General features: G+C 72.8%; 13 protein-coding genes. 5 read left to right on the top strand and 8 right to left on the bottom strand.

Annotated elements, in window-relative coordinates; translation table 11 throughout:
* Window positions 1-2 precede the first annotated feature (2 nt).
* Window positions 3-656 carry a response regulator transcription factor gene (locus ACWDX6_RS11660; RefSeq protein ID WP_132914883.1) on the bottom strand — a complete coding sequence of 218 codons (654 nt, stop codon included), beginning with the start codon at window positions 654-656 and terminating at the stop codon, window positions 3-5.
* A gap of 406 nt (window positions 657-1,062) precedes the next feature.
* On the opposite strand from ACWDX6_RS11660, the gene ACWDX6_RS11665 reads away from it, so the two are divergent.
* Window positions 1,063-1,236: a hypothetical protein gene (locus ACWDX6_RS11665; RefSeq protein WP_403294883.1), complete on the top strand. Its 174-nt coding sequence runs from the start codon at window positions 1,063-1,065 to the stop codon at window positions 1,234-1,236.
* Window positions 1,237-1,314: 78 nt separating this feature from the next.
* Here the strand turns inward: ACWDX6_RS11665 and ACWDX6_RS11670 are convergent, their stop codons facing one another.
* Both ACWDX6_RS11670 and ACWDX6_RS11675 read right to left on the bottom strand, forming a co-directional pair.
* Window positions 1,315-2,154: an inositol monophosphatase family protein gene (locus ACWDX6_RS11670; protein WP_451484751.1), complete on the bottom strand. Its 840-nt coding sequence runs from the start codon at window positions 2,152-2,154 to the stop codon at window positions 1,315-1,317.
* A gap of 9 nt (window positions 2,155-2,163) precedes the next feature.
* Window positions 2,164-3,291 carry a ferrochelatase gene (locus ACWDX6_RS11675; RefSeq protein ID WP_451484752.1) on the bottom strand — a complete coding sequence of 376 codons (1,128 nt, stop codon included), beginning with the start codon at window positions 3,289-3,291 and terminating at the stop codon, window positions 2,164-2,166.
* A 148-nt stretch (window positions 3,292-3,439) separates the two neighbouring features.
* Here ACWDX6_RS11675 and ACWDX6_RS11680 point away from each other — a divergent pair, with 148 nt between their 5' ends.
* Entirely contained in the window at window positions 3,440-4,711 is a 1,272-nt protein-coding gene (locus ACWDX6_RS11680) for an MFS transporter (RefSeq protein WP_451484753.1), read from the top strand.
* The gene (locus ACWDX6_RS11685; protein WP_451484754.1) at window positions 4,641-5,990 is read left to right on the top strand and encodes a D-arabinono-1,4-lactone oxidase; all 1,350 of its coding nucleotides are present in this window, start codon (window positions 4,641-4,643) and stop codon (window positions 5,988-5,990) included. Before ACWDX6_RS11680 ends, ACWDX6_RS11685 begins: the two co-directional genes overlap by 71 nt.
* Before the next feature lie 7 nt (window positions 5,991-5,997).
* Here the strand turns inward: ACWDX6_RS11685 and ACWDX6_RS11690 are convergent, their stop codons facing one another.
* Window positions 5,998-6,894, bottom strand: coding sequence for a hypothetical protein (locus ACWDX6_RS11690; RefSeq protein ID WP_451484755.1), 897 nt, complete (start codon window positions 6,892-6,894; stop codon window positions 5,998-6,000).
* Window positions 6,895-7,327: 433 nt separating this feature from the next.
* Here ACWDX6_RS11690 and sepH point away from each other — a divergent pair, with 433 nt between their 5' ends.
* Window positions 7,328-8,401 carry a septation protein SepH gene (gene sepH / locus ACWDX6_RS11695; protein ID WP_403294889.1) on the top strand — a complete coding sequence of 358 codons (1,074 nt, stop codon included), beginning with the start codon at window positions 7,328-7,330 and terminating at the stop codon, window positions 8,399-8,401.
* Window positions 8,402-8,529: 128 nt separating this feature from the next.
* Here sepH and ACWDX6_RS11700 read toward each other — a convergent pair whose 3' ends face one another.
* Window positions 8,530-9,357, bottom strand: coding sequence for a sulfurtransferase (locus ACWDX6_RS11700; protein WP_451484756.1), 828 nt, complete (start codon window positions 9,355-9,357; stop codon window positions 8,530-8,532).
* 318 nt (window positions 9,358-9,675) lie between these two features.
* On the opposite strand from ACWDX6_RS11700, the gene ACWDX6_RS11705 reads away from it, so the two are divergent.
* Window positions 9,676-10,452: a VOC family protein gene (locus tag ACWDX6_RS11705; protein ID WP_451484757.1), complete on the top strand. Its 777-nt coding sequence runs from the start codon at window positions 9,676-9,678 to the stop codon at window positions 10,450-10,452.
* Between the two features lie 37 nt (window positions 10,453-10,489).
* On the opposite strand, the gene ACWDX6_RS11710 is transcribed toward ACWDX6_RS11705, so the two are convergent.
* The 3 genes from ACWDX6_RS11710 to ACWDX6_RS11720 form a co-directional block, all read right to left on the bottom strand.
* Window positions 10,490-11,824, bottom strand: a complete 1,335-nt coding sequence (locus ACWDX6_RS11710; protein WP_451484758.1) for a polysialyltransferase family glycosyltransferase — start codon at window positions 11,822-11,824, stop codon at window positions 10,490-10,492.
* A 3-nt stretch (window positions 11,825-11,827) separates the two neighbouring features.
* Complete coding sequence (locus ACWDX6_RS11715) at window positions 11,828-12,793, bottom strand: glycosyltransferase family 2 protein (protein ID WP_451484759.1); 966 nt, start codon at window positions 12,791-12,793, stop codon at window positions 11,828-11,830.
* A 110-nt stretch (window positions 12,794-12,903) separates the two neighbouring features.
* Window positions 12,904-15,552, bottom strand: a complete 2,649-nt coding sequence (locus ACWDX6_RS11720) for a YfhO family protein (protein WP_451484760.1) — start codon at window positions 15,550-15,552, stop codon at window positions 12,904-12,906.
* Window positions 15,553-15,707: the final 155 nt, after the last annotated feature.

The following is a 15,707-nucleotide window of genomic DNA, read 5'->3' on the forward strand; positions in this document are numbered from 1 at the left end:
GGTCAGATCCGGTAGCCGGAGCCGGGGACCGTGACGATGACCGGGGGTTCGCCGAGCTTGCGGCGCAGGGTCATCACCGTGACCCGTACGACGTTGGTGAACGGGTCGGTGTTCTCGTCCCAGGCCTTCTCCAGGAGCTGCTCGGCCGAGACGACCGCGCCCTCGCTGCGCATCAGGACCTCCAGGACGGCGAACTCCTTCGGCGCCAGCTGGACCTCCTTGCCGTCGCGGAAGACCTCACGGCGGTTGGGGTCGAGCTTGATGCCGGCGCGCTCCAGGACGGGCGGCAGCGGCACGGTGGTGCGCCGGCCGAGGGCCCGCACGCGCGCGGTGAGCTCGGTGAAGGCGAAGGGCTTGGGGAGGTAGTCGTCGGCGCCGAGCTCCAGCCCCTCGACGCGGTCGCTGACGTCACCGGACGCGGTGAGCATCAGGACGCGGGTGGGCATGCCGAGCTCGACGATCTTGCGGCAGACGTCGTCGCCGTGGACGAGCGGGAGGTCGCGGTCGAGGACGACCACGTCGTAGTCGTTCACCCCGATGCGCTCCAGCGCGGCGGCACCGTCGTACACGACGTCGACGGCCATGGCCTCCCGGCGCAGTCCGGTGGCCACAGCATCGGCGAGCAGCTGCTCGTCCTCGACGACGAGTACGCGCACGTCGCAATTCCTTCCCGCGAGCTCCGGCCCTCGATGGGGTCGGAGCGGTTCCTGAGCACTGACTGTGCGTGTCCATCCTGCCCGGTACGCGCGTAAACCGGCTGTAAGGCGGGGTGCGGCCGGCTCTCGGCGGGGGGGTTCCGGGCGTCCCGGCCGACCGCGGCCCGGTGGGGGCGCTCAGGGGCGCACCGGTAGGGCGGCCGGGTGGTGCGCGAAGAATTCACCTGAGTCACGGGCCAGTTGAGGTTTCTCTGAGGAACGCTCGGGGGAGGACGTTCTGCACACCCGCGATCACGCCCTGTATGTGGCACGCCACTGACCGCTCTGTCCCCCAGAGGTAGCAGCGTGTGATCCATCCACCCTCGGCACACCCCCGTGCCACCGACCCATGACGAGGGGGCGCACCATGGACGCTTTCACCGCAGGACTGCTGCAGCGCATAAGGAGCGCGCAGACCGACCTCACACGGGCACGCGAGACGGGCGACGACTTCCTCGCGGACGTCGAGCAGGCCGAGCTCGACGACCTGCACCGCCTGGCCGCCGAACACGGCGTGCAGGTCGGCGCCGTCACCGCCTGACCCGCGGACGCGCAGGGGCCCCGGTGTCATCGACACCGGGGCCCCTGCGCGTCCCGGGATCCCCTCCCGCGACACGACCTAGTCGTGCCAGGCGCCGAACTCCTCCAGGAGGCTCTGGAGGGGCTCGAAGACACCTGGGGAGCCCGCCACCGCCAGCTCGCCCGTCGGGGGCTCACCGGGGCGTCCACCGGTCCTGGCGCCCGCCTCGCGGGCGATCAGGTCCCCCGCCGCAAGGTCCCAGGGGTTGAGGCCGCGTTCGTAGTAGGCGTCGAGGCGGCCCGCGGCCACGTCGCAGAGGTCGATCGCGGCCGAGCCGCCGCGGCGGATGTCGCGGACCCGCGGGATGAGGCGCTGGGCCACGTCGGCCTGGTGGGCGCGGACCGTCTGGACGTAGGCGAAGCCGGTGGAGATCAGCGACTGCTCCAGCGGGGCCGCGGGGCGGCACACGAGCCGGCGGTCGCCGGCGTACGCCCCGCCGCCGAGGACCGCCCGGTACGTCTCGCGGCGCATCGGCGCCTCGACCACGCCGACGACGGTCTCGCCGTCCCGTTCGGCGGCGATGGAGACGGCCCAGGTCGGCAGCCCGTAGAGGTAGTTCACGGTGCCGTCGAGCGGGTCGATCACCCAGCGGACACCGCTGGAGCCGGGGCTGGCGGCGCCCTCCTCGCCGAGGAAGCCGTCGTCCGGGCGGTGCTCGCCGAGGAAGCCGGTGATCAGCTTCTCGGCGGCGATGTCCATCTCGGTGACCACGTCGATCGGGCTGGACTTGGTCCGGGCGACGGCCAGGTCGTCCGGCCGTCCGTCGCGCAGCAGCGCGCCGGCCCGCCGGGCGGCCTCCAGGGCGAGACCGAGCAGCTCGCCGAGCAGCGGGTCGGTCGTCGAGGGGCCGGTCGGCAGGGGTTTCACGGGCTCGGTCACAGGCGCTCCTTACGCGTACGGACTGTCGGCACCGGCCGCCGCCGACCGCTCGGCCCGGGCCGGGCAGCAGCCGATCGGGCAGATGTCGTGGGACGGGCCGAGGGCTCCCAGGGCGCAGCGTTCGACCCGTGCCCCGCGCTCGCGCGCGGCACGCTCCAGGACGAGGTCCCGCACGGCCGCGGCGAACCGCGGGTCCGCGCCCACGGTCGCCGAGCGGCGCACCGGCAGGCCCAGCTCCGCGGCCTTGGCGGTGGCCTCGGTGTCGAGGTCGTACAGGACCTCCATGTGGTCCGAGACGAAACCGATCGGGACCATCACGGCGGCCGGGACGCCGGAGCCGTGGAGCTTCTCCAGGTGGTCGCAGATGTCCGGCTCCAGCCACGGGATGTGCGGGGCGCCGCTGCGGGACTGGTAGACGAGCTGCCAGGGGTACGAGACGCCGGTCTCCTCGCGGACGGCCTCGACGATCACCCGGGCCACGTCCAGATGCTGCTTCACATAGGCTCCGCCGCCCCCGTGCTCCTCGACGGGGCCGGAGGTGTCCGCGGCCGATTCCGGGATGGAGTGCGTGGTGAAGGCGAGGTGGGCACCGGCGCGCACCGACTCGTCCAGCTCGGACAGGGAGGCGAGCACGCCCTCGACCATGGGGCCGATGAAGCCGGGGTGGTTGAAGTAGTGCCGGAGCTTGTCGACGCGGGGCAGCGGCAGCCCTTCCGCCTCCAGCGTGGCGAGCGCGTCGGCGAGGTTCTCGCGGTACTGGCGGCAGCCGGAGTACGAGGCGTACGCACTCGTGGCGAGGACGGCGATGTGCCGCCGTCCGTCGGTGATCATCTCCCGCAGGGTGTCGGTGAGGTACGGCGCCCAGTTGCGGTTTCCCCAGTAGACCGGCAGGTCGAGGCCGGCCCCCTCGAAGTCGGCGCGCAGGGCGTCGAGCAGGGCGCGGTTCTGGTCGTTGATCGGGCTGACGCCGCCGAAGAGGAAGTAGTGCTGCCCGACCTCCTTCAGCCGTTCCTTCGGGATGCCTCGGCCGCGGGTCACGTTCTCCAGGAAGGGGACCACGTCGTCCGGGCCTTCGGGGCCGCCGAAGGAGAGCAGCAGCAGGGCGTCGTACGGGGCGGGATCGTGCTGATCGGACATGGCACCGATCCTCCCACCCGCCGGTGACAGCCGATGGCGCGGCCCGGCCGGAAAATGGTGCCCGCCCATCCACTTCAACACCGTAGGCTTTAGCTGTTAACTACACATGCCGGGTGACGGCGTGTGCCGAGTGATGCCGGAGATCCACTTGCCCAGTCCCTACCGCGCGATCTTCGCGGCCCCCGGTACCAAGGCGTTCTCGGTGGCCGGATTCCTCGGCCGGATGCCGCTGTCCATGATGGGCATCGGCATCGTCACGATGATCTCCCAGGTCACCGGGAGGTACGGCCTGGCCGGCGCGCTCTCGGCGACGCTGGCGATGTCAGCGGCGGTGCTGGGCCCCCAGGTCTCCCGGATGGTCGACCGCCACGGCCAGCGCCGGGTCCTGCGCCCGGTGACGGTCGTCTCCCTGGTGGCGGCCGCCGGGCTCCTGCTCTGTGTCCAGCAGGACGCCCCCGACTGGACCCTGTTCGTCTTCACGGCCGTCATCGGCTGTGTGCCGAGCGTCGGCGCCATGACCCGGGCACGGTGGGCGCAGATCTACCACGGTTCGGCGCGCGAGCTGCACACCGCGTACTCGTGGGAGTCGATCGTCGACGAGGTCTGCTTCATCTTCGGCCCCATCGTCTCCATCGGTCTGTCGACCGTCTGGTTCCCGGAGGCCGGCCCGCTGTTCGCCGCCGTCTTCCTGGCCATCGGTGTCTTCTGGCTGACCTCGCAGCGCGCCACCGAGCCCCGGCCGCACCCCCGCGAGGAGCACAGCAGCGGCTCCGCGCTCCGCTCCCCCGGCCTGCAGGTCCTCGCCCTCGCGTTCGTCGCCACCGGAGCCGTCTTCGGTTCGGTCGACGTGGTGACCGTGGCCTTCGCCGAGGAGCAGGGGCACAAGGCCGCCGCCAGTCTCGTCCTCGCCGTCTACGCGCTCGGTTCCTGCCTGGCAGGCGCGGTCTTCGGGCTGCTCCACCTCAAGAGCGAGCCGTCCCGCAGGTGGCTGCTGGGCGTCTGCGCGATGGCCGTGAGTATGATCCCCCTCCTACTGGCCGGGAACCTGCCGTTGCTGGCCGTGGCGCTCTTTGTCGCGGGCCTGTCCATCGCGCCGACGATGGTGACCACCATGGCCCTCGTCGAAGCGCACGTACCGCGCACCAAGCTGACCGAGGGCATGACCTGGACCGGTACCGGGCTCGCGATCGGTGTGGCGCTCGGCTCCTCGGCCGCCGGCTGGGTGGTCGACGCGTCGGGGGCGGAGGCGGCGTACGTGGTGCCCGTGGTCTCGGGCGCGCTCGCGGTCGTGGTGGGTCTCCTGGGGTACCGCCGGCTGCGCAGGCCGGTGCCGACTGGGGAGGGGCAGCGTGAACAGGACGGCGACAGGACGGTCACAGCGGTCGGGGAGCAGCGGGACGGCGAACGGCCCGTGGCGTAACTGGGCGGGGAACGTCACCTCCCGTCCCGTACGGGAGGTGAGCCCCGCCTCGGCCGAGGAGCTCGCCGAGGCGATCCGCAGGGCGGCGGAGGACGGCCTGCGGGTGAAGACGGTCGGCACCGGCCACTCCTTCACCTCGATCGCCGCGACGGACGGCCTGCTCGTGCGCCCGCATCTGCTGGCCGGGATCCGGCGGATCGACCGCGCGGCGATGACCGTCACCGTGGAGTCGGGCACTCCGCTCAAGCGGCTGAACGTGGCGCTGGCCCGGGAGGGCCTCTCGCTCACGAACATGGGCGACATCATGGAGCAGACGGTGGCGGGGGCGACGTCCACCGGTACGCACGGCACGGGCCGCGACTCCGCCTCGATCGCCGCGCAGATCAGGGGGCTCGAACTGGTGACGGCCGACGGACGGCTGATGACCTGTTCCGAGAAGGAGAACCCGGACGTCTTCGCCGCCGCCCGGATCGGGCTCGGCGCGCTCGGCGTGATCACCGCGATCACCTTCGCCGTGGAGCCGGTCTTCCTGCTCACCGCGCGCGAGGAGCCGATGACCTTCGACAAGGTGACCTCGGAGTTCGACGCGCTGCACGCGGAGAACGAGCACTTCGAGTTCTACTGGTTCCCGCACACCGACAACTGCAGCACCAAGCGCAACAACCGCAGCGCGGGCCCGGCCGCCCCGCCCGGAGCGGTCAGCGCCTGGATCGAGGACGAGCTCCTGTCCAACGGCGTGTTCCAGCTGGCGTGCGCGCTGGGCCGCGCGGTGCCTCCGGTCATCCCGTCGCTCGCCAAGGTCGCCAGCCGCGCTCTGTCGGCCCGTACGTACACCGACATCCCGTACAAGGTCTTCACCTCCCCGCGCCGGGTGCGCTTCGTGGAGATGGAGTACGCCCTGCCGCGCGAGGCGGGGGTCGCGGCGCTGCGCGAGGTGAAGGCGATGGTCGAACGCTCCCCGCTGAAGGTGAGCTTCCCGGTGGAGGTACGGACGGCTCCGGCCGACGACATCGCGCTCTCCACCGCCTCGGACCGGGAGACGGTGTACATCGCGGCCCACCTCTACAAGGGAACGCCGCACCGCGGGTACTTCACCGCGGTGGAGCGCATCATGACGGCGCACGGCGGCCGGCCGCACTGGGGCAAGGTGCACACCCGGGACGCGGCGTACCTCTCCGAGGTCTACCCGCGCTTCGCCGAGTTCACGGCCCTGCGTGACCGGCTTGACCCGGACCGGCTGTTCGCCAACGACTATCTGCGGCGGGTCCTGGGCGACTGACGGACCTTCACCCGGCCGTCGTCGGCGGCGGCGCGCCCGGGACGGGGGCGCCGCCGGACGGGCTCCCCGTCGGGGCCGGGGTGGGCGTCGCCGTGGACGGTGTGGGCGTAGGGGTCGGGGCCGGACCGCCACCGGTCGGCTCCGAGGGGGTCGGGGCAGGGTCCGGGGTGCTCCGCCCGGCCTCCGGGGGCCGGCCGCCGCCGCCCTGTTCAGAGTCCTGGCCCTCCTCCTGCTCTGGCTCCTGGTTCCGCCGCCGCTCCGTACCGGACTCCGTACCGGACTCCGCGCCGGGCGTCCGGCCGGTGGCCGGGGCGCCCGGGGAGGAGCCCTGCGCCCCGCGCCCGACCACCGAGCCGAAGGTGGTCGTTCCCCGGGTGCCGCTGAGGTCCTGATCGGAGATCAGTTCGTAGCCGGTGATACCGCCCATGGAGACGAGGAAGACGACCCCGGCGGCGACGGCGGAGCGCTTCCAGCCCCGGACGCGGGTGCCGTGGGTCGTCGGGAGGCCGAACTCCCCGTCGTTCGGCGGCGCGGCGGGCTCACCGGCGGCCGGAGGCACCCGGGTGCGATCGGGCGCGGCGCGGCGGGCGGGCCGGGGTGACGCCTTCACCGGCTCGGCCTGGACGGCGACCACCCGTATCTGTTCACCCGTCCGCTTGAAGAGGTGCTGGAAGACCGAACCGCCACAGGTCGCGATGACACTGATCACACCGGCGCCCAGGATCGTGCCGTACACACCGAGGGTGGAGGCGAGTTTGGCCGCCACGACCGCCGCGATGGCGCTGCCCGAGACTTGAGCCACGCTCAGATCGAGCCGCTTCGCCGTCTCTCCCCCGCCGTTCTCGCCGCCCTTGCCGTCCCTGCCGGCCTTCGCCTGATCCATACCGGGCCCTCGCCTGCTCATCCGTTCAACCATGCACCCAGAAGGGACAAATGGGCGAAGGTATTAGTTCCGCTTCTGGCGATTCTGTGAAGAGCGACACGTGAGGGTGATGTTCGCGAACACTCAACTCCCGTACCGCCGGAGAAGTTGGGCGGCGCGCCGGTCCACCCAGGTGGCCCGAATGGAGTACTGTGGCGAGCCCTGGGTCCGGGCTCCCGCATGGGCGCTCGGGGTCAACGGGAGGGAGCCGAAGGCGGCACTCGAACCGGCGGCGTCGTGGCACCGCACGGGGACCCGCAACACAGCGTGACCGCTGGTCACTCTGCGTTGTAAAGAGGTAACCGTGCCATAACGGCGTTCCAGGGTCCATGCCCGACACGCCGGGCAACTCGGCAAGGTTGTGGCAGGCTGCACCCGGGCAGGCCACACTCGACTAGCGGAAGCAGCGACGCACGTGACGTCGGCAGGCACCACCCGGGAGGTCCCCATGCCCGAACTGCGTGTCGTGGCCGTCTCCAACGACGGCACACGACTGGTGCTGAAGGCTGCTGACAGCACGGAGTACACGCTTCCGATCGACGAGCGGCTGCGCGCCGCCGTACGCAACGACCGGGCGCGGCTCGGTCAGATCGAGATCGAGGTGGAGAGCCACCTCCGCCCCCGGGACATCCAGGCGCGGATACGTGCCGGTGCGTCGGCCGAGGAAGTCGCCCAGCTCGCCGGGATTCCGGTCGACCGCGTGCGGCGCTTCGAGGGACCGGTGCTCGCGGAGCGGGCGTTCATGGCGGAGCGGGCCCGCAAGACGCCCGTACGCCGGCCCGGCGAGAACACCGGACCGCAGCTCGGCGAGGCGGTGCAGGAACGTCTGCTGCTGCGCGGCGCCGAGAAGGACACCGTGCAGTGGGACTCCTGGCGCCGTGACGACGGCACATGGGAGGTGCTGCTCGTCTACCGCGTGGCGGGCGAGGTGCACACGGCCAGTTGGACGTACGACCCGCCCAGGCGGCTCGTCCAGGCGGTCGACGACGAGGCACGCGCGCTGATCGGCGAGACGGACGACACCATCGCCGCGGCGCCCGAGCCGAGCTTCCCGTTCGTGCCTCGGATCGCCCGGCTGCCGCGGGACAGGCCGCTGGACCGCGCCCTGGACCGTCAGTTGGACCGCCAGCCGGAACGGCCCGCCGCCGCGCTGCCCGGCCCCGAGCCGGAGGAGGAGCGGGACTCCCTGACGAGCCTCCTGGAGGCGGTGCCGAACTTCCGGGGCGACATGGTCGTGCCGGAGCCCGCGGACCCGGAGACCGCAGAGGAACCCGAGGCGGAGGAGCCCCCGGCCCCGGCCGCCTCGGCGGGCGCGGGCTCGGCCTACGCCGACGTCCTGATGCCGCGCGCGGTCTCGGGACACCGCGACCGCCTCACCGGCACCACGGACCGCCAGGCCGAGGCGGACGGCGTCCGTCCTGGTCGGCGGGCGGCGGTGCCGAGCTGGGACGAGATCGTCTTCGGCACCCGCCGGAAGAAGCAGGACTGACGACGGTCGTACGACGACGGCTGCTGTCCGCGAGGCCCCCGCCGACCCCGGCGGGGGCCTCGCGCGTGTGCGGCAGCTCCGGGGCCGTGGGGCGTTTCCGCCCCTCGGCAAGGCGTCAGGGGCCCGGGCTACCGCGGGTCCGGGCCCTTGGCCACCGGCCGGGCGGGATCGGCGGACCACTCCGACCAGGAGCCCGCGTACAGCGCCGCCGGAATGCCCGCGATCTCCAGGGCGAGGACCTCATGGGCGCCGGAGACGCCCGACCCGCAGTAGACCGCGACGTCGGTGCCCTCGGCGGCGCCGAGGGCCGAGAAGCGGGCGGCCAGCGCCTGCGCCGGGAGGAAACGGCCGTCCTCGGCCACGTTCTCCGTCGTCGGGGCCGAGACCGCCCCCGGGATGTGTCCGCCCACCGGGTCGATCGGCTCCACGTCACCCCGGTAGCGCTCCGCCGCCCGAGCGTCGAGCAGCAGCCCCGAGCGGGCCAGCGCCGCCGCGCCGTCCGCGTCGAGCAGCCCGCGCGCCCCCGGCGCCGGCGTGAAGTCACCCGGCCGCGGCCGGGGGGTCTCCTTCGACAGCTCCCCCGTCCACGCGGCGAGCCCCCCGTCCAGCACCCGGACGTCCGTGTGGCCGGTCCAGCGCAGCAGCCACCAGGCGCGGGCCGCGCCCCAGCCGAGTCCGCCGTCGTAGACGACGACCGGGGTGTCCGCCGAGACGCCGGCCCGGCGCATCGCCGCGCCGAAGACCGTCATGTCCGGCAGCGGATGCCTGCCGCCCGCGCCGGGCGGGCCCGCGAGTTCCGTGTCCAGGTCGACATAGACCGCGCCGGGGATGTGCCCGGCCTCGTACTCCGGCAGCCCGGGCGGGCCGCCCAGCTGCCAGCGGACGTCGAGGAGGACAGGAGGCCGGGGTCCGACCGACTCGTTCAGGAGTTCGCTCGCGGAGATGATGGGCTTCATGGGTGCCATCCTCGCGCAGCCCACGCCGAGACAGGGATGAACGGCGGACGGCGGATGGACTGCGGCGGAAAGGGAAGCGACGAACCGGGCAACCTCCTGCGGATTCGCGCCAAAAGCGGCGCGGCCGCGACGCACCGCGCGCCCGGTGGTGCGAGCATCGGCACGGGGCGCGCCGACGAGACGCGAGTACGGCGGACGGACGCCGGGTACGGAAGGGCTACGGCCCTGTTCAACGGGCCCCGGCGGCCCCGTACGACCTCGTGCGTACGCCCTGTCCCCCCCGTACGGCCACGACGATGGTCCGAGGAGAGAGTGACGATGACGGAGGCGACTCGGCGTACACCCGGTACACCCTGTTGGGTGAGCTTGATGGTGCACGGGCTTGACGCGACGCAGGAGTTCTACAACGCCCTCTTCGGCTGGGAGTTCGTACCCGGCCCGCAGCAGCTCGGCCCGTACGTGCGTGCGCTGCTCGACGGCAGGGAGGTGGCGGGCATCGGCCAGCTGCCGCCCGACCGGCATCTGCCGGTCGCCTGGACCACCTATCTGGCGACGGACGACGCCGACGAGGCGGCGGAGACCATCCGCTGCTGCGGCGGCACGGTCGCGGTCGGCCCGCTCGACGCGGGCGAGGCGGACCGGATGGCGATCTGCTCGGACCCCTCGGGCGCCGTCTTCGGGGTCTGGCAGGCCGAGCGGCACCACGGCACGGCCGCCCCCGGCACGCCCGGCACCCCGGTGTGGAACGAGCTTCTGACGTACGAGACGTCGACGGTCGGCAAGTTCTACCGGACGGTCTTCCGCTACGACGTCGAGCCGGTCGTCTCCGCCGACTTCGACTTTCTGACCCTCCGTCTGGACGGACGCCCGGTCGCCTCCTTGCACGGCGTCGGCACCGGCCTCCCCCGCGACCGGGGCGCGCACTGGATGACGTACTTCGAGATCGGCGACACCGACGCGGCCGCCGGGCTGGTCACCGAGCTGGGCGGGCGCCTCCTGCGGCCGCCGTGGGACGACGCCATGGGCCGCCTCGCCCTGGTGGCGGACCCGGAGGGCGCCGTCTTCACGATCGTCCACTCAGCGGCGGGCGGCTGAGAGCAGCGCCCCCAGAAGCCTCCCCGACTCCCGCTGGTCAGCCCCGGGCGCGCCCCAGGCGGCGGAGCCGGGAGGCGGCCCGCGGTGCGTCACCGCCGGGCAGTCCCAGCCGGCCGAGCCGGTCCCGGTCGAAGTAGCGGCCGGTGCTCTGCTCGCCCAGGCCGTCGGCGAGCAGCGCGGCGGTCTCCTCCCGTAGCGAGGGGTGGAGCTTCGGCTGCATGCAGTACCCCACGGCCCTGACGAGCGGGGCGAGCGTCTCGGGGGTCGGGCCGGGTACGGCGGGGTCGGCGCCGGTCTCCAGGTCGGGCACGAGGTGGTCCACGACGGTCAACGGCACCCGGTTGCTGTTCTCGTACGGTGTGAGCCGCTCCAGGATCGTCCCGGTGCCCACACGGGCGACGGGGACGCCGTAGTACACGGCGGCGGTGAGCATCGCCGTGGAGAAGCAGCCGACGACGAGCCGGGGGCGGCAGCGCTCGTAGAAGGTCTCGGCGAGCAGCGGACCGTCGAGGACGGTGAGCCGCACCCCCTCCGCCTCGGCGGCCTCCCGCAGGGCCAGGGAGTAGCGGGCGGGTGCGGTCGGGTGCGGTTTGAAGACCACCGAACGGTGCCCGGCCGCCGCGGCGCCGCGCACCATGCGGACGTGCAGCTCCTCCTCCTCGTCGGCGGTGAGGATGCCGAGGACGGCGAGGTACTGGCCGAGCAGCAGGGCGGTCGGGGCGGCCTCGACCGCCTCCGCCACCAGCCGGTCGCCGTCGGCGGCTTCGGCGATCTCGGTGAGCACCCCGCGGAAGGCGTCGTCCGGCACCAGTTCGGGCTCGACGCCGGTCTCGGCGAGCAGCAGCGGGCGCAGGCCGGGCACGAGGTCGAGGTGGAGCAGGCGCCGGACGCGGCAGCCGATCGACTGCGGCAGCTCGTCGCGGGTCGGGCCGTAGCTCATCAGGCCGTCGGCGTAGACCTCGACGGAGCTCTCGGCGAAGACGGTGGCGAGCGCCTTGGCCGGGTTGACCTGGATGGATTCGACGACGAGCTCGACCGGTCCGTCGCCCAGGCCCCAGGCCGTGCGGAACACCCGCTGCCACAGCGGTGCCTCCTCCGGACGGGGAGCCCAGGTGCCGGGGTGGTGGGGGCGGATGGCGTCGTTCCAGTCGATCGCGGAGTCGAAGCGGGCGGCGATCCGGTCGTAGCCGGTCATGTCCTCCAGCCGCAGGGCGGTCTCCGGGATCTCGGCGTTGTTCGAGACCAGCAGGAGCCTGCGGGCGTCCTCGCGGGCGCCGAACAGGCCGGCGTCGAGGGCGGCGGCCACGGTGGCGGCTCCGTACAACGTCGACACCTGGAAGATCTGCACGGGCTGGCGGGTGCGCGGGTCCATGGGTCAGGCGGTCCTTCCGGTGGCGCGCAGGCCGCGGAGCAGCGTGCCGCGTGCGGTGTCCATCGTCGCCAGGGTCTCGTCGAGCACCCCTTGCGGCATACGGCGCAGGGCGTCCGTCACATCGTGCCGGAGGCGCTTGGCGACCGCGGGTTCGTACTGGTCGGCCTTTCCCATATGAAAGGCGATCATGGCGCAGTAGGTGCGGACGGCTTTCGGGAGAAAGCGGTCGGCCTCGGCGTCGGCGGACACCTCTTCGAGCAGCAGGTCGTACGACGGAATGAAGTCCAGTTGGCGGTTGTCGGTGATCTGGGTCAGGGACGTGGTGACACCACGGCGGTAGAAGACTCCGTGGATACTGAGCGCCGCATAGGACGTCGCTCTCAGATGGAGACGCCAGATCCAGAGCCGGTCCTCGGCGGTGCGCAACGTCGTCTCGAAACGGGAGGCGCCGTCGCGGAAAAGATGACCGGCGTAGATGCCGAACGGGACGAACGGATAGTCCACCATCGTGATCATGTTCGCCGGGGCGATTCCGTCGCGCGGGTCCATCACCGTGTCCCGCCGCTTGGCCGGGGCGTAGCGGACGCTGCGCGACCTGCCGGTCGACTGGACATGGTCGGTGCGGGCGAAGTCGCAGCCCAGCGCCTCGATGCCGCGGACCATGGCGCGCAGATGACCGGGGGCGTACCAGTCGTCGCCGTCGAGGAAGGTCACATGGTCGCCGGTCGCCGCGTCGAGGCCGGTGTTACGGGCCTGCGCCACACCCCGATTGGTCTCGTGACGGATCACGGTGGCATTCGGGATCCGGTTCTTCCAGCGGTCGAGAACGTACGGCGTGTCGTCCGTGGAGCAGTCGTCGATCAGCAGGAACTCGAAATCCGGGTCCGCGTTCTTCGCGAGGCTGCGCATGGTGTCGGGGGCATAGATCCCGACATTGTGGAACGGCACGATGACGGACAGTTTCGGCACACGGAACCCCAAGACTCACACACGGGATACGGGAACACGGGAACAATTCACCTCGGTCATACGGGGATTGCGCACCGTACGAGGACGATCGGTCGGCAGCGTATCGGCGCTCAATTCCGCCCGGCCGAGCCGGGTGTGCACTCCGGGTGAACTCTTTCCGTCCTGCGCGGAAACCGGTGCCGGAATCCGATGGCCGCCAGGCAGAGCAGCGCGACGGCACCGATCGCGCCGCCGGCGCGGAGCCCGGGCGGCCGGAAGACGCAGTGGATCGACGTGGCCGTGCCGTCGAGCGGAACGGCCAGCAGGCCCAGATGGCGCCGGGCGGGCGTGGGCTCCGCGTCCCCCGCCGCGCAGCGCCAGCCGGAGACGCGCGGCACGGCGACGACGGCGGTTCCGGTGCTGCCGGCCGGAAGTTCGGCGGAGAGGGAGTGGCCGGAGGCGCGCACCTCGGTCGCCCCGGTCGCCGTCAGCTGCCGCACGGCCGCGTCGAGCCGCTCCCGGACGAGGCAGCCGACCGGCTCCGGCGGCAGGACCGGTTCGGCGGGGGCGGTGGCGCGCAGGTCGATCCGTACCGTCCCGGACGCCGGTACGGTGCCGAGCGGCCGCATGGGGGCGAGGACGGACGGCAGCTTGCCGGCGAAGTCCACGGGCGGCTGTCCCGCCGACGCCGCCGTGCCGTGGTAGCGCGGGGCCCAGAACCAGAGTTGTGAACCGGCGGGGCAGACGGCCGTGAGCGTGGCCTCGCCGTCGGCGCCGTCCGTCCGCCGCAGGGCCGGCTCCTCGTACACGTCGGCGCCGAGCAGCGACTCCTGGTTGGCGAAGGCGGAGTCGGTGAAGGCGGCCCCGCGCTCATGGAGGCGGATGTCCTCGCGGACGGTGACCAGGGGCGGTACGGGAGTGTCGGTGGAGCTGATCGTGGCCCGGGGCGGCCTGTCGGTGCGCGGGGGCGCCGAGGGCGTGGAGCGCATCCGGGTGCCGATGGAGAAGATCGCGTCGGTGACGGGGTTGTCCAGGCTGACCGGATGGCGCCCCTTGGCGTAGAAGCCGAAGCCGAGGGAGGAGAGCGTACGGGAGGTGATGTCCGCCGTGAGGCTGCTGTAGTGGTCGGCGCCCTGTCCGCCGACGAGGAGGACGTCGTTGCCGCCCGGCACCTCGCCGGGGTCCGTGCGGTACCGCGGCCAGGCGTCCGCCGCCTCGGTCGCCCGTGCCATGTCCGCGTGCCAGGGGCCGAGCCGCGGGGCCCAGGAGACCTTGCTCAGCTGCTGCCGCTCGATCCGGCCACCCGTGATCGCGGTCTCGCCGGCCTGGGCCAGGACCAGGAGCACGACGGCCAGGGCGGGCAGGGCACGGGCACCGGTGCCGTAGCGGCGGGCGGCCAGAACGCCCGCCGCGGCGAGCGCGCCGACGGCGAGAGCGGCGCCGAACACCGGATGGCTCCAGCGGTCGATGACGACGCTGTCCCGGGACGCGGACACCATCGCGGCGAGAAGCGCTCCGGCGCCCAGGAGTGCGGGCGGCCGGGGCAGTCCCCGGGCCGTGGAGAGCCAGGCCGCGATCAGCAACAGCGCGCACAGCACGAAGCTCTGACGGTACGGAATGCCGTTGGGCGAGGCGCCCGCGTGCCACAGCAGATGGGTGGGCCCCCACTGCATCGAGAGCGCGACCAGGCAGATCGCCGCCGTCCAGCCGATACGGACCCTCGGGGCCACCGCGCTGTTGAAGGGCAGCGTCAGCGCCAGCGCCAGGGCGGGGGTGCCGATGAAGAGGGCCGGGGACGCCACACTCGCCGTGGCCGGCAGCAGCCGGGCGAACACCTCCGTCCAGGGCACGGCGGTGAAGGTGACCTCGGGGGTCGGGTCCGCGACCCGGGTGGCCATGAAGATCACCAGGACGAGCGGCGCCGCGAGGCCGATGCCCACGGCCACGCCACGGGCGGCGCGCAGCAGACCGGCCAGGCGCCGGCGTCCGGTGTCGTCCGCGGTGAACAGCCGGACGGTGAGGACGACGGCCGCGCCGACGGTCGCCATGTAGGCGGTGTAGAAGTTGGCGAACCAGGCCAGGGCGACGACGAGCGGGCCGAGTACCGCGTGGCGCCCGGCGCGGGCCCATTCGCCGACCAGACACAGCAGCGGGAACGCCAGCAGCCCGTCCAGCCACATCGGCACGGTGGCGGCGAAGTTGAGGGTCCAGCCGCAGAGCGCGTACGCCGTTCCCAGCACGGCGGCCACCGGCCACGGGCCGGGGCGCAGCTTCAGCAGCAGCACCGCCATCGCCGCACCGGCGGCGCTGATCTTGGCGGCGGTGATGACGTAGAGGGCCAGTTCGACGCGGTCCGCCGGAAAGAGGACGACCATGAGATCGAACGGGCTGGACAGATAGGTGCCGTAGTCGCCGAGGAAGTTCGAGCCGAAGCCGGAGTTCCAGTTCAGGAACAGGTCACCGTCGGTGTCGCCGAGCAGGAGCTTGCGCCAGTACGCGTGGTACGGCAGGTACTGCTGGCCGAGGTCGACGGTGTTGCGGGTGGTGGGGCCGAACGGATGGCTGCCGGCCAGGGCTCCGCCGAGGCAGAAGACGAGGCAGGTCAGCAGGGCCGCGCCGGTCGCCGCCCGCAGACGGACGCTGTGCCGGGCCGCTCGTGTCCACCGCCGCGCCCGGCCGCCGGGCCGCTTCCCGGCGGCCTCGTCCCCCCGGCCGGGCTCCTCGCCCTGGCTCCGTGCGCCCTCGTTCGCGGCTGTCACGGTCTCGGCAGCAGGGGGCACGCGTCCTCCGGGGGTGTGTCGCGCGGCGCGCGGATGTGCGGAGGGTCCGGTTCAGGTCACGGACCGACCGCCATTACCGCCGAGCCGGGCGACCCGAAGCCGATCAGCAGGCGGTGCCCGGGTACACCCGAGGTGAACTCGTGGTGCCGCGCCGG

The organism is Streptomyces sp. NPDC003027, assembly GCF_053591435.1.